Origin of the sequence: Thermococcus sp. MAR1 (genome assembly GCF_012027305.1) — an archaeon.
Classification (GTDB): Archaea; Methanobacteriota_B; Thermococci; order Thermococcales; family Thermococcaceae; genus Thermococcus.
In genome coordinates, this window is sequence record NZ_SNUF01000001.1 from 330,163 (window position 1) to 341,905 (window position 11,743).

13 protein-coding genes and 3 tRNA genes are annotated in these 11,743 nt (G+C 53.1%); 8 read left to right on the top strand and 8 right to left on the bottom strand.

Annotated elements, in window-relative coordinates; genetic code table 11:
- Window positions 1-132 precede the first annotated feature (132 nt).
- Window positions 133-210, bottom strand: a tRNA-Arg gene (locus tag E3E25_RS01945).
- 67 nt (window positions 211-277) lie between these two features.
- On the opposite strand from E3E25_RS01945, the gene E3E25_RS01950 reads away from it, so the two are divergent.
- Complete coding sequence (locus E3E25_RS01950; RefSeq protein ID WP_206204638.1) at window positions 278-730, top strand: Lrp/AsnC family transcriptional regulator; 453 nt, start codon at window positions 278-280, stop codon at window positions 728-730.
- Here the strand turns inward: E3E25_RS01950 and E3E25_RS01955 are convergent.
- The 5 genes from E3E25_RS01955 to E3E25_RS01975 are packed head-to-tail and all read right to left on the bottom strand — an operon-like array spanning window position 716 to window position 3,906.
- Complete coding sequence (locus tag E3E25_RS01955) at window positions 716-1,042, bottom strand: hypothetical protein (protein WP_167892598.1); 327 nt, start codon at window positions 1,040-1,042, stop codon at window positions 716-718. The genes E3E25_RS01950 and E3E25_RS01955 overlap by 15 nt on opposite strands.
- A 5-nt stretch (window positions 1,043-1,047) precedes the next feature.
- The gene (locus E3E25_RS01960) at window positions 1,048-1,764 is read right to left on the bottom strand and encodes a phosphoribosyltransferase family protein (protein ID WP_167891604.1); all 717 of its coding nucleotides are present in this window, start codon (window positions 1,762-1,764) and stop codon (window positions 1,048-1,050) included.
- Window positions 1,765-1,818: 54 nt separating this feature from the next.
- Window positions 1,819-2,319, bottom strand: a complete 501-nt coding sequence (locus E3E25_RS01965) for a YkgJ family cysteine cluster protein (RefSeq protein WP_167891605.1) — start codon at window positions 2,317-2,319, stop codon at window positions 1,819-1,821.
- A gap of 4 nt (window positions 2,320-2,323) precedes the next feature.
- On the bottom strand, window positions 2,324-2,563 hold the full coding sequence (locus tag E3E25_RS01970; protein ID WP_167891606.1) for an Lrp/AsnC family transcriptional regulator: 240 nt from the start codon (window positions 2,561-2,563) through the stop codon (window positions 2,324-2,326).
- Window positions 2,560-3,906 carry a signal recognition particle protein Srp54 gene (locus E3E25_RS01975; RefSeq protein ID WP_167891607.1) on the bottom strand — a complete coding sequence of 449 codons (1,347 nt, stop codon included), beginning with the start codon at window positions 3,904-3,906 and terminating at the stop codon, window positions 2,560-2,562. Before E3E25_RS01975 ends, E3E25_RS01970 begins: the two co-directional genes overlap by 4 nt.
- A 419-nt stretch (window positions 3,907-4,325) precedes the next feature.
- Here E3E25_RS01975 and E3E25_RS01980 point away from each other — a divergent pair, with 419 nt between their 5' ends.
- The 5 genes from E3E25_RS01980 to E3E25_RS11705 all read left to right on the top strand — a co-directional run bounded on the left by E3E25_RS01980 (window position 4,326) and on the right by E3E25_RS11705 (window position 9,154).
- Window positions 4,326-5,180 (top strand): damage-control phosphatase, encoded by an 855-nt coding sequence (locus tag E3E25_RS01980; RefSeq protein ID WP_167891608.1) that lies wholly within the window; start codon window positions 4,326-4,328, stop codon window positions 5,178-5,180.
- Window positions 5,181-5,262: 82 nt separating this feature from the next.
- Window positions 5,263-5,472 carry a hypothetical protein gene (locus tag E3E25_RS01985; protein ID WP_167892599.1) on the top strand — a complete coding sequence of 70 codons (210 nt, stop codon included), beginning with the start codon at window positions 5,263-5,265 and terminating at the stop codon, window positions 5,470-5,472.
- 91 nt (window positions 5,473-5,563) lie between these two features.
- A complete protein-coding gene (locus tag E3E25_RS01990) occupies window positions 5,564-6,865 on the top strand; it encodes a hypothetical protein (RefSeq protein ID WP_167891609.1) in 1,302 nt (433 codons plus the stop codon).
- A 41-nt stretch (window positions 6,866-6,906) separates the two neighbouring features.
- Entirely contained in the window at window positions 6,907-7,710 is an 804-nt protein-coding gene (mtnP, locus tag E3E25_RS01995; RefSeq protein ID WP_167891610.1) for an S-methyl-5'-thioadenosine phosphorylase, read from the top strand.
- Between the two features lie 106 nt (window positions 7,711-7,816).
- A complete protein-coding gene (locus E3E25_RS11705) occupies window positions 7,817-9,154 on the top strand; it encodes an FAD-dependent oxidoreductase (protein WP_167891611.1) in 1,338 nt (445 codons plus the stop codon).
- A 143-nt stretch (window positions 9,155-9,297) separates the two neighbouring features.
- Here the strand turns inward: E3E25_RS11705 and E3E25_RS02005 are convergent.
- A tRNA-Gly gene (locus E3E25_RS02005) sits at window positions 9,298-9,375 on the bottom strand.
- 104 nt (window positions 9,376-9,479) lie between these two features.
- On the opposite strand from E3E25_RS02005, the gene E3E25_RS02010 reads away from it, so the two are divergent.
- Window positions 9,480-9,557: transfer RNA gene (locus E3E25_RS02010), tRNA-Arg, on the top strand.
- A gap of 198 nt (window positions 9,558-9,755) precedes the next feature.
- On the opposite strand, the gene udp is transcribed toward E3E25_RS02010, so the two are convergent.
- Window positions 9,756-10,592, bottom strand: a complete 837-nt coding sequence (gene udp, locus E3E25_RS02015; RefSeq protein WP_167891612.1) for a uridine phosphorylase — start codon at window positions 10,590-10,592, stop codon at window positions 9,756-9,758.
- Between the two features lie 68 nt (window positions 10,593-10,660).
- Here udp and E3E25_RS02020 point away from each other — a divergent pair, with 68 nt between their 5' ends.
- Window positions 10,661-11,725: a pyridoxal-phosphate dependent enzyme gene (locus E3E25_RS02020; protein WP_167891613.1), complete on the top strand. Its 1,065-nt coding sequence runs from the start codon at window positions 10,661-10,663 to the stop codon at window positions 11,723-11,725.
- Window positions 11,726-11,743: the final 18 nt, after the last annotated feature.

Genomic DNA, 11,743 nt, shown 5'->3' on the forward strand with positions numbered 1-11,743 from the left:
TGTTGAGGGTTTGCCTGTTTTGATGTCAAACGGCATTTATAATAACAATCCCATACCCCCAGGAAACCCTAAAACGAGCCGCAGCCTTTTGATGAATCCTTGCCAGACAACGTTCTTTGACAAAAGTTTCTATGGCGGACCGGCGGGGATTTGAACCCCGGACCTGCGGCTTAGGAGGCCGCCGCCCTATCCTAGCTAGGCTACCGGTCCACTGCCCGCTATTCCCTCCAAGGGAAGGGTATTTAAAGTTTACGGTGTATTCTTCCCGGTGGTGAGAATGGTGGACGAGCTGGACCTTAGGATACTCTCTCTGCTCCAGGAGAACGCTAGGCTCTCTTATCGCGAGATAGCCCGCGAATTGAAGGTAGCGGTTGGAACAGTGTATAACCGTATCAAGAGGATGGAAGAGGAGGGGATAATAAAGGGTTTTGCGCCCATTCTTGACTACGAGAAGCTTGGCTTCGGCCTCACTACAGTCATAGGGGTCAAAGCCCAGGGCAGGAGGATAGTTGAGATAGAGCGAGAAATAGCCCAGAGCAACCGGGTGATAATGGTCTACGACATAACGGGGGAGTTCGACATAGTCGTGGTTGCCAAGTTCAAGGACAGGGCTGATATGAACCGCTTTGTCAAGTGGCTCCTCTCGCTGGAAGGGGTGGAAAAAACGAACACGAGCGTGGCGATGCAGGTTGTGAAGGAAGATCTGAGGCTTAAACTAACGGAGGACTAGAACCTCGTCCAAGAAGCGCTTGGCAAAGTCATCAAAGCTCTCAACCGGAAGCTTTACCTCTTTCCCGTTGACTCTTCCCTCGAATACGAGCATCCTGGCGGTTATCTCGCGTATCTTTTTGAAGTCCGAGTTCTTGGCTATTGTGCTCTCAAGGACCTCTGTAAACTCCTCCTCGTTTGCCAGTCTGACCACGCCCTCTATCACGACCTTCCTGCCGCACTCCTCCTCACTACAGACGAATTTGAAGGGGAGGCCGAGCTCGACCTCCACCGGTATCGTGAGGCCATCGGCGTTGTAGATGAACACCTTCATCCGCATCACTCCAGTCTGATAAGGCTCTCGACGGGAATGCTGTAGTCCTTCTTTAAGTGGTCTATGACATCGCCGACGCTTATGAGGAAGAACATGCCAACTGGTTTCGCTCCGGCCCTTCTGCACATCTCAAGTAGAGCTCTCTGGGTTTCACCGCTTCTGATTACGTCGTCAACGATAAGGACGTTTTCGCCCTTTTTGAGTGCCCACTGTGGCAGATAGAGAGTTGTCACGCTTCCAGAGGCGCTCGGCACGTAGCTGACCTCGTAGAACTTCTCGACTCCGACTTCCTTTTTCTTCTTGGCGTAAACGACATCAACGCTGAGCTCCCTGGCAACGTGGACACCAAGGGCGATTCCGTCAGTTGCCGCGGTGAGCACCTTGTCCACGTTCTTGTCCAGGTACCTGCTCGCAACGTCCTCTGCTATGAGGCTCATCAGAGCCGTGTCGCTGAGGACGGGCATGTTGTCGAAGAACCCGTACTCATCGAATTTTATCCTCTTTCTAACCTCCTCCTCTATGTTGATGTAGGGAAGGAGTAGCTCAAGAAGTTCCTTGGTTCTATCCGCACTGGGCAGAACCTTCCCCCTCACGTACCTGTTGAGCACCGTGATGGGGAGGCCGGTTATTTTGGACAGCTCCTCGTAGGTGTAGCTCTTCTTGAGTAGTCTGAGCACCCTGACGAGTCTGAGCTTTTCCTGGACCGACTTTAGCTGACTCATTCTCTCACCTCCGGTGGCCAAAAATTAACAAAAAAATGTTTAAATACGTTTCGGTCACTCCCGGCTCTTCACAACTTTTCTGTGGTAGGACTCTATGAGATCCCCGTACTCGTGTAGCAAGAACTCCTTGGTTATAGGCTCCCCATCGGGATGGTTGATGCCAGGGCAGAAGGAATCCATCTTGACGTAAACCTCCATGAGGTTTCCCTGCTTCACGAAGACGAAGGGATAGAGTCTGCAGGCGAGGGGCCTCTTCTCGTATATCCTGCATCTTTTGGTCTCGGGGTCGAGAAAAACACAGCCACCGTCGAAGGGGCGCTTTTTGAGGGCGTAGCTCAGAAACTTGTCTCCGCGGTAGAACATCTTCTCATAATCAACGAATTCCCAGGCGTTGTAGCCCAGCTCCTCTATTCTGGCTATGTCCTCATCCCTAACCGGTATCTCAAGCTCATAGCAGCATTTCCCACAGTTTTCGATGCACTTAAATTTAAAAGAAGGGTCGTACTCGACTTCGAGGGTGTCGAGGTGAATCCTGGCGACCCACCTCTTCTCCAAATATTCACCCCCTGAAGGAGCTGGCTATTAGTGTTTCAGTGACCTCTATGTTGCTCACCCTCCTCAGCACTTCGTCGTGGAATTTGTCAAGCTCGTGGATATTCTCGACCTCCACGCGGAGTATGATGTCGTATTCCCCGTATACCCTGTATATTTCCTTTATCTTCCCCTCTTTTGCCAGGGCGTTGTAGACTTTCTCCTCACTTCCGGGCCTAACAACGACCAGCACGAAGGCCTCTATCATATGCCAAACCCTCCAAAGTTAAATTTCCTTGCCATCTTAGAAAGCTTTCTCTTGTCCATGCTCTTGAACATCTTCCTCATCTGGTTGTACTGGTGGAGCAGTTCCCTAACCTCAGCTGTGCTCGTTCCCGAACCTCTGGCAATCCTCTTTATCCTTGAGTAGTTGATTATCTCTGGGTGTTCCAGCTCCTCCTCCGTCATGGAGTCCATTATTATCCTGTATCTCTTCAGTTTCTCCTCGCCGACTTTAACCGCATCGTCCGGGAGGGAATAACCCAGCCCTGGAATCATCTGAAGGACCTGCTTGAGCGGCCCCATCTTCTGCATCGCCTCGAGCTGGGCGTACATGTCCTTGAGGTTGAACTTGCCCTTGAGGAACTTCTCGAGGTCTTCCTCCTTGAACTCCTGCGCCTTCTGGAGTTCCTCGAGTTTCTGGAGAAGGCCCTCTATGTCGCCCATACCGAGCAGTCTGGAAACAAAGCGTTTCGGGTCGAAGGGCTCCAAGTCGTCTATCCTCTCACCGACACCGATGAACTTTATGGGCGCTCCGGTCGCGGCCACCGCCGAGAGGGCGCCTCCACCCTTGGCGGAGCCGTCGAGTTTGGTGACTATTATCGAGCCTATCGGGGTTGCCTCCTTGAAGGCCAGCGCCTGGTTGTGGGCCTGCTGTCCGATGGTTCCGTCAATGACGAGAATGACTTCATGGGGTTTTATGGCGTCGCTTATCTGCTTCATCTCCTCGATGAGGCCCTTCTCTTCCTTGTGCCTCCCCGCGGAGTCGACTATGATAACGTCAACACCCTTGGATTTGAAGTATTCAACGCCCTCCCGAGCGAGTTTCACGGCGTCCTTCTCCTCGGGGTCGCCGAAGACCTCTATCCCGAAGGGTTCAACAAGCTGCTTGAGCTGGTGGTAAGCACCGGGGCGCCAGGTGTCCGAGCAGACAAGGCCGACTTTATATCCGCGCTTCTGGAGGTGTCTCGCCAGCTTTGCAACGCTCGTGGTCTTACCGGAGCCCTGAATGCCAACGGTCAGAAGAATCGTCGGCCTCTCCTTTATTTCAAGAGGCTTAGCCTCGGTTCCGAGAAACTTGGTGAGCTCCTCGTAGACTATTTGGATTATATGCTCCTTCTTTGAGGCCCCCGCGGGGGGCTCCTCCTCAAGTGCCCTCTTTTCTATGGTTTTAGTCAACTGAAGAACCAGTCTGACGTTAACGTCCGCCTGGATGAGCGCCCTCTGGATGTCTCTCACGACCTCCTTGATGGTGGCCTCGTCAACGGTGCTCGAACGGGCGAGCTTCCTTAGGGCCGTGTTTAGTGCCTTCCCAAGCTTCTCTAAAGCCATTTTCTCTCACCGTAGTGATGGAGTCTCCAAAGTTTATAAACAGTTGGGTTGGAAAAGTCTCCTAAAATGTATTCATCTGGTTAAATTCGCCTGTTTATTGCTCCTTTTTCTGTTCACATCTGTGCATTAAACATCAAAATCGGTTTGTGTCGCTTTTCTGAGAGAACTCTGTCCTGAACAGTTCATTCGGGTAATTCAACGGCCTGACAAAGCTTTTAAACCCAAAAGGACCCATAATCAATCGAGAGAGCTCAGAAGGGGGTGAGAGAGATGCTTTGGATGGCAGAACTTTACGGTTACATACTTCAGCGCGAGATGGAAAAGGCGAGAAGAAAGCCCATCCCGGAGGAGCTGGAGTACGTCGAGATGCTGAGGGCTTGATTTATTAAGGCTCTTTTCTATTTCCCCTGGGTGGTCATATGAAAATTCACTACGAGTGCATAGCGTGTGCGGTCAATCAGGCTCAAAAGATAACCGAGATGAGTACGGACGACGTAGCTCGGAGGAAAGGGGCGATGCTCTTCATCGCTCAGAGGCTGGGCGAATTTTTCAGGGAGGATTCAGTCCCCGCGACGGACGGCGGAAGACTGTTCCTGGAACTCTATGAGTTCCTGGGAAACGATGACCCTTTCAGGGAGTACAAGAGAATCTCCACCGAGCTTGCTAGGGATGTGACGGAGGGCATAGGACGCGTGGATGACCTGAAAACCGCCCTCAAACTCGCGATAGCGGGCAATCTGGTAGACTTTGCCATTGGTTACGACCCAAAGAAGATCAAAGAAGACGTTCTCAACCTCGCTTCCCAGGAGCTCTATATTGACCACAGCGATGAGCTTTTCTCCCAACTGAGAAACACGGAATCACTTCTCTATCTCATGGACAACTGCGGTGAGATATACTTCGACAGGATATTCATAGAGCGCATACGCGAGGAGTTCCCTGGTCTGGAGGTGTACGTCGCCGCCAAAGAGGGGCCAATAATCAACGACGCAACCGTTGAAGACCTACGCGAGGCAGGATTCGATGAAATTACAAGGATAGTCTCCACTGGCTCCAGGCTGCCGGGAACGCCCTTGGAGTACGCATCGCCCGAGTTTTTACGGCTCTTTGAAAGGGTGGACGTGATAATCGCGAAGGGGCAGGCCAATTTCGAGACTCTGAGCGACTTAAAAGACCCTAGAATCTTTTTCCTGCTCAAAGCGAAGTGTAGCCCCATATCAAGGGAGCTGGGGGTTCCGAGGGGGTCCATGGTTTGCGCAAGGGGAAGATATTAGACGATTGCCGATATTATCTTTGACGAATGTCTATGGGAAAGCTTTTTATATTTTAAAGTAGTACATACTGATGGTGATATTGATGACAACCGTTATTAGACGTGATTCGGAAAGGTTTCTGAGGGAGCTTAGGGCCCATTACGGCGATGTCTGGAGGATGCCTACCAGTAAGTATCTGTCCAAGCCGGATTTCGTTGTTGTTGACCCCAAGAGCGGCAGAAAAACTAAAGTAAGCTTCGTCTCTCTGGACGACGGAGAGGTCGTCGGCGTGGTTTACGACGAGCTCGGCTGAATTTTCGTTTTTTGACTAACCCTTTGTATTCTGTTTGGGGTGTTGGAAATAATTAAATACCCCGATATCGTAAATTTTCCCGGTGGAAATAATGCCCATGGACGTTTATCGTGAAGCTCTTCGGCTGGCTTCTGATATACGGGACAAGTACCTCAGGGCCGTCACCTACGCTAAAATTGGCTATTATATGTACCGTGCCAAAAAACCAGAGTATAAAACCGCCTTCAAATACGCCTTTAATGCGGCCGCCTCAATTGAAAACCCCGTTCTTCTGGTCAAAACACTAATCGAGATAGGGACGTACCTCAGGCGCACCGACTCAAAAACCGCCCAAAAGGTCTTTCACCAGGCTTATGAATCCATACTAACTTTCCCGGAACCCCTGAGGGATGACCTACTTGAAGAGCTGGTCATACGACTTCTTGAACTGGATATGCCAGACGACGCACTCTTCTACGCCACGGATGTTGAGGACTCCGTGAAGCGCAACGATCTGTTTCTGAAGATACTCCGGGTATACCTCAAGAATGGAAACATGCGCAGGGCGAGGCTCATCATAGAGCAGATAGACGAGGAGCCATGGCACTCCATAGCAGCAATAGAGGCCATAAAGGAGCACCTCAAGAGGGAGGAGTTCGGAAGTGCCATCAGGGTTCTCTCCGAGCTTAAGAGCGAGTACTGGCTTGGGGAGGCCATGAAGGAGGTGGCCGTCTACCTGAAGAACTCGGACGTTCCGACGGCGACCTACGAAAAGTTCGTGGACATAGCACTGGGGATGTCCTCCGACACAGGCTTTGACGTTCTGAGGTCCCTTCTCATAGGCCTCGGCAACCAGGGAGAGCTGGACTTCGTCATGGACATCCTGGACAGGGTTTATCCGGACGAGAGGCTCTCGATAATCGAGGGCATAGTCAAGACTTCCGTGGACAAGGAGGACGTCCTCTTTGACTTGATAAACCACCTTGAAGGGGAGGAGTTTGAGAGGATAGCGGGGTTCGTAATGGATCAGCTGCTCTCAAAGCCTGTCCACGAAAAGTATCGCCGCCTCGTTAAGACTATCGGCGAGCGCACGATGGAGGACTCCGTGAGAGTTAAGGTGGCGACCTATCTGGCCAAGCTTGGTGACTTTGAAGAGGCCATTAAGTTTGCCCAACTCGTTCGCGGCCACTACCTCCGCTCACTGGCGTTCGGAAGCATAGCCGTGGCAAAACTTAAGGCAGGGGACATCGACGGAGCCATTGACGCCGCCCTTGAGGTCAAGGATCCCAAGTGGGGTTCGTGGCTCCTCAGCGAGATCCTGACCAAGATACTGGAACTTCACGCCGAGGGAGAGGTGAGCGAAGACATAGAGGAGAGGGCCAAACATCAGCGGATTCTCTGGGAGAAGGGCTAACGTTTTAAGCTTCCCTTCGTTTTTTCTCTCCAGGTGATACCATGCTGAGGATAGCGATTATTGGAGGTTCCGGAGTCTACGATCCGAAGCTGCTCCAGAACGTCAGGGAGGAGTTCGTAAGCACGCCCTACGGAAAGGTCAGGGTCAAAATCGGGGAGTACAGCGGGGAGGAGATAGCCTTTCTCGCGAGGCACGGCGAGGGTCACAGCGTTCCCCCCCACAAGATAAACTACCGTGCCAACATCTGGGCACTCTACGAGCTGGGTGTTGAGAGGATCCTCTCAACCTCCGCCGTGGGTTCCCTCAACGAGGCGATGAAACCCGGTGACTTCGTTATCCTGGACCAGCTCATGGACTTCACGAAAACGAGGCACTACACCTTCTACGACGGCGAGGACAGTCCACACGGGAGAAAATTCGTCGCCCACGTGGACTTCACGGACCCATACTGCCCCGAGCTCAGGAAGGCCCTCATAACCGCCGCCAGAGAGCTGGGCTTTGAGTACCACCCCACCGGAACTTACGCCTGCATGGAGGGGCCACGCTTTGAGACAAGGGCGGAGATAAGGGCCCTGAAGATACTCGGTGCCGACGTGGTTGGTATGACCCAGTGTCCGGAGGCAATCCTCGCGAGGGAGCTGGAGATGTGCTACGCCAGCGTTGCCATCGTCACCAACTTCGCCGCCGGAATAAGCAGGGAGAAGCTCACCCACACCGAGGTCGTTGAGCTGATGGCCCAGAAGAGCGAGGAGATAAAGTACATCCTCATGAAGTCCATCAGGTACATACCGAAGGAGCGTCGCTGTGGCTGTAAGGATGCCCTCAGGGGCGCCACCGGAGACTGATGCCCTTTCCTGTTCTTTTATCCTCTTAAAAGTGCTTACGTTTTGAACTCGAAGTTAAAGAAAGCGTTTAATAGTAGGCCGCCCTAATTTTCCATGGTGATGGAAAGTGAAGTACGACGTTGTTATTATCGGAGCAAGTGCCGGGGGCCTTACCACGGCTATAGCCGCGAAGAGGTTTTATCCCGACAAGAGCGTCCTTGTCATTAAGAGGGAAGATGTCGGAATGATTCCCTGCGGCATCCCTTATGTCTTTGGAACCTTCGAGAGCGTTGACGACGACATTCTCCCGGCCGAGAAATTCTTGGAGCCGCTTGGAGTGGATGTACTGACCGACGAGGTCACCGAGATCGACGCAAGGGCAAGGCTTGTGAGGACCGCCTCGGGGAAGGAGATTGCCTGGGAAAAGCTCGTCATTGCGACCGGTTCAAAACCCGTGAAGCCGGAGTTCCCTGGCTCGGAGCTGGAGGGAGTTTACACCGTTCCGAAAGACTACCGTTACCTGAAGGAGTTCCGCGAGAGGGTTAAAACTGCGGAGAGAATAGTCATCGTTGGAGGCGGCTTCATAGCCCTGGAAGTCGGTGACGAGATACGGAAGCTCGGAAAGGACGTGACCCTCTTAGTCAGAAGCAGACTGCTGAGGAACTCATTCGACCCGGAGTTCAGCAAAATGGTTGAGGAACGGCTGAGGGAGAGGGGTATAAATGTGGTCTACGGGGACGTTGAGAGACTTCTTGGCAATGAACACGTCGAGAAGGTCAGGCTCGTTGATGGGAGGGAGCTTCCTGCAGATCTCGTGATTTTCTCTATCGGCTACCGCCCGAACGTTGAGCTGGCCGTTAATGCTGGGCTCAGGGTTACGCGCTACGGCATCTGGACAGATGAGTACATGAGAACCTCTTACCCAGACATCTTTGCCGTTGGAGACTGCGTCGAACACAGGGACTTCTTCACGGGAAAACCCTACGGTCTCATGCTGGCTTCAACGGCAACCTTCGAGGCCAGAATAGCGGGTGCAAACCTCTTCAAGCTTCAGATCGTCAGGGAGAACAGAAGGACGATAGGCGTCTATTCCACTCACGTTGCAGGACTTACACTGGCCGCCGCTGGTCTGACGGAAGAAGCTGCTAAGAAAGAAGGCTTTGAGGTCATAGTTGGCTACGGTAAGGGCCCGGATAGGCATCCGGCAAAGTTCCCCGACACCTCTATGGTAACGGTAAAGCTCATCTTCTCCCGCGACAGGGGGGCAATACTCGGGGCGCAGATAGCTGGAGGAAAGAGCGTCGGGGAGATGATAAACGTCCTCGCCTTAGCGATACAGAAGCGCCTTACCGCAAGCGAGCTTTACACACTCCAGATAGCCACTCACCCGCTCCTCACGGCCTCGCCTGTCGGCTACCAGATTCTCCAGGCTGCGGAGGATGCCCTGGCGAAGTTGAGAACATGAGGGGCTTTGTGCGATTTCACAGCTTCTTTTTTGTTTTGGCCTTTTGGAAAAGTTGGTCGAAAATATTCTTCTCTCCGAAATGTAAGAAGTAAGTTGTGCAGTAAGAGACATTTGATCAAACTTTTTCTCCAGAAAAGTTTGTGTGGTGCGGTGGCCGGGATTTGAACCCGGGCCAGCGGCGTGGCAGGCCGCTGTCCTAGACCAGGCTAGACTACCACCGCAGTTCAGGCCCGTAGAATACTCACCTTCGGGCGCTTTATAAATCTTTCGGTGAGCTGAGACGGTTAAATTTATAAAGACTCCCTTAGAAGGGTTAGCGGGCAGTGCCCCGGTGGCCTAGTCTGGATAGGGCGCGAGGCTGCGGACCTCGAGGTCCGGGGTTCGAATCCCCGCCGGGGCGCCACAGAAACTTCGTCTTCACAAAGTTGCTCGGTAGGGGCCATTAAAGTCGGTAGCTCCTTCTGGAAAGCTGAATAGCTAAAAATTTTAATTCACCCAACTACTCCGTTGGCGTAGGTTTAACTTTAAATCAACACCCGAATGGCGTTAATAAGAGATAAAGAAATCTTTGCAGGCGTTTTAAGAAAACAAAAACTTGGTGTCAAACCCTCCTCAGCCCCGGGAACCAGACCTTCTTCCCGGCCTTCTCCTTTTCCTCGTCCCACTCGGCAAGTATCTTGACTGCCTCGCTGGCAACTAATGCTGCCTCCTTCTCCCCCGCCTTGCCGAACTCGTTGGTTATCCGGTTGGCGAAGACCGCACAGACGCATCCTGCGCGCAGTCCGTATATGTTCGCGAGGGTGTAGAGCGTCGCCGCCTCCATCTCGAAGTTGGTGACGTTGGCCTGCCTCAGGTCGTCCATTATGTTCTTTGCGAAGCTCGGGAAGTAGCCGTTCAAGCCGGGCCTCCCCTGACCGAGGTAGAAGCTGTCGGTTGATGCGGTTATGCCGAGGTGGTAGCGGACGCCCAGCGTTTCGGCTGCCTCTATCAGTGCGAGGGTGACTTCAAGGTCTGCAACCGCGGGATACTCAACCCTCACGTACTGCTTCGAAGTTCCTTCGAGCCTAACCGCCGCTTTCGCTATAATCAGGTCTCCTATCTCCATTCCCGGCTGGATTGCACCGGTAGAACCGACCCTTATGAATGTATCAGCTCCTATCGCGGCCAGCTCCTCTATGGCTATGGCAGTTGAAGGCCCACCTATTCCGGTGGAGGTAACGCTTATCGGGACGCCTTTGTATTCCCCCGTGTGCGTTCTGTATTCCCTGTGGAAGGCTATCTCCTTCGCCTCATCCCAGAGGGAACTTATCTTCGGCACCCTCTCCGGGTCGCCGGGGAGCAGGACGTACCTCGAAACGTCCCCCGGCTTGCAGGCGATGTGGTACTGGTAGCCCTCCTTCGTCTGGGGTCTCTCGGCTGAAACGAACTTCTCAACCATGGCAACCACCTTTTTATTCCCTGTGCCATAGATATCAACGCATGTCCTAAAAAGCCTTGGGTGGTACCATGCTCGTCTGTTCACACTGTGGAAAAGTGCACCCTGAGACGTTTCGCTTGGCCTGTGACTGCGGCGGGGCACTGTTTGTGGAGAGGGACTACGTCGATTTCTTTGGTAGCCTCAGGCCCCATATCGATATGCGGCGCTACTTAAATTTCCTTCCGGTGGGAGAGGGTTACCTCCCTCCAGCAACGCCGGCGATAACCCCCGTGAGTCCCCTTCGCATCGGCCAGGTCACTGGATTCTTCAAGCTCGAATACCTCCAGCCAAGTGGTTCCTTCAAGGACAGGGGCACCTACGTGACGGTGGCGAAGCTGAGGGAAGAAGGCATCACCGAGGTTGTCCTCGACAGCTCCGGAAACGCGGCTCTAAGCTTTGCCCTCTACGGACTCTCCACGGGAATAAGGGTTCACACGTTCGTTTCCTACGATACAAGTCCCGGAAAGCTCTCACTCCTCCAGCGCCTTGGGGCGGTGATGCACTTCGTTGACGGCGACAGAATGGCCGTTCACAAAAAAGCTAAAGAGTTCGCGGAGCAGAGCGGGATTATCTACGTCTCCCACTGGCTCAACCCCTACTTCATCGAGGGAACAAAGACTATTGCCTTTGAGGTTTTTGAGCAACTCGGCGTTCCCGACTACGTCCTATCGCCGGTGGGCAGCGGGACGCTCTTCCTTGGCCTCTGGAAAGGATTTTCGGAACTTATGAAGATGGGCGTGGTTGATGAACTTCCGAGGCTCGTTGCCGTTCAAGCCTCCGGCTATGAAAGCCTCTGCGAGCGCTCATCAATGAAGAACGACACTGCGGATGGTATAACGATTCCTGAACCTCCCCGGCTTCATGATATGAAGAGGGCGCTTAAGGAAACCCACGGCCTGTGCGTAAGCGTGGAGGAGCTTGAAACAATGGGAGCGCTCAACTGGCTCAAGAGGCATGGCTTCCTCGTCGAGCCGACCTCCGCGGTAGTTCTCGCGGCCCTCTGGAAGCTAATGGAATCGGGATGGATTGGGGGAGGGTCAAGGGTTCTCCTACCGCTTACAGGCTCCGGGCTAAAGATGGTTGAAGGTATTTAAGGATTGAATCCCAAGAAT

Excerpts from the sequence above, each read along its gene's own strand:
- E3E25_RS01975 (WP_167891607.1), bottom strand. The coding sequence starts at position 3,906 with ATGGCTTTAGAGAAGCTTGGGAAGGCACTAAACACGGCCCTAAGGAAG.
- E3E25_RS01985 (WP_167892599.1), top strand. The coding sequence starts at position 5,263 with ATGACAACCGTTATTAGACGTGATTCGGAAAGGTTTCTGAGGGAGCTT.
- udp (WP_167891612.1), bottom strand. The coding sequence starts at position 10,592 with ATGGTTGAGAAGTTCGTTTCAGCCGAGAGACCCCAGACGAAGGAGGGC.
- E3E25_RS01960 (WP_167891604.1), bottom strand. The coding sequence starts at position 1,764 with ATGAGTCAGCTAAAGTCGGTCCAGGAAAAGCTCAGACTCGTCAGGGTG.
- E3E25_RS01955 (WP_167892598.1), bottom strand. The coding sequence starts at position 1,042 with ATGAAGGTGTTCATCTACAACGCCGATGGCCTCACGATACCGGTGGAG.
- E3E25_RS01980 (WP_167891608.1), top strand. The coding sequence starts at position 4,326 with ATGAAAATTCACTACGAGTGCATAGCGTGTGCGGTCAATCAGGCTCAA.
- E3E25_RS01950 (WP_206204638.1), top strand. The coding sequence starts at position 278 with ATGGTGGACGAGCTGGACCTTAGGATACTCTCTCTGCTCCAGGAGAAC.
- E3E25_RS01990 (WP_167891609.1), top strand. The coding sequence starts at position 5,564 with ATGCCCATGGACGTTTATCGTGAAGCTCTTCGGCTGGCTTCTGATATA.
- E3E25_RS02020 (WP_167891613.1), top strand. The coding sequence starts at position 10,661 with ATGCTCGTCTGTTCACACTGTGGAAAAGTGCACCCTGAGACGTTTCGC.
- E3E25_RS01970 (WP_167891606.1), bottom strand. The coding sequence starts at position 2,563 with ATGATAGAGGCCTTCGTGCTGGTCGTTGTTAGGCCCGGAAGTGAGGAG.
- mtnP (WP_167891610.1), top strand. The coding sequence starts at position 6,907 with ATGCTGAGGATAGCGATTATTGGAGGTTCCGGAGTCTACGATCCGAAG.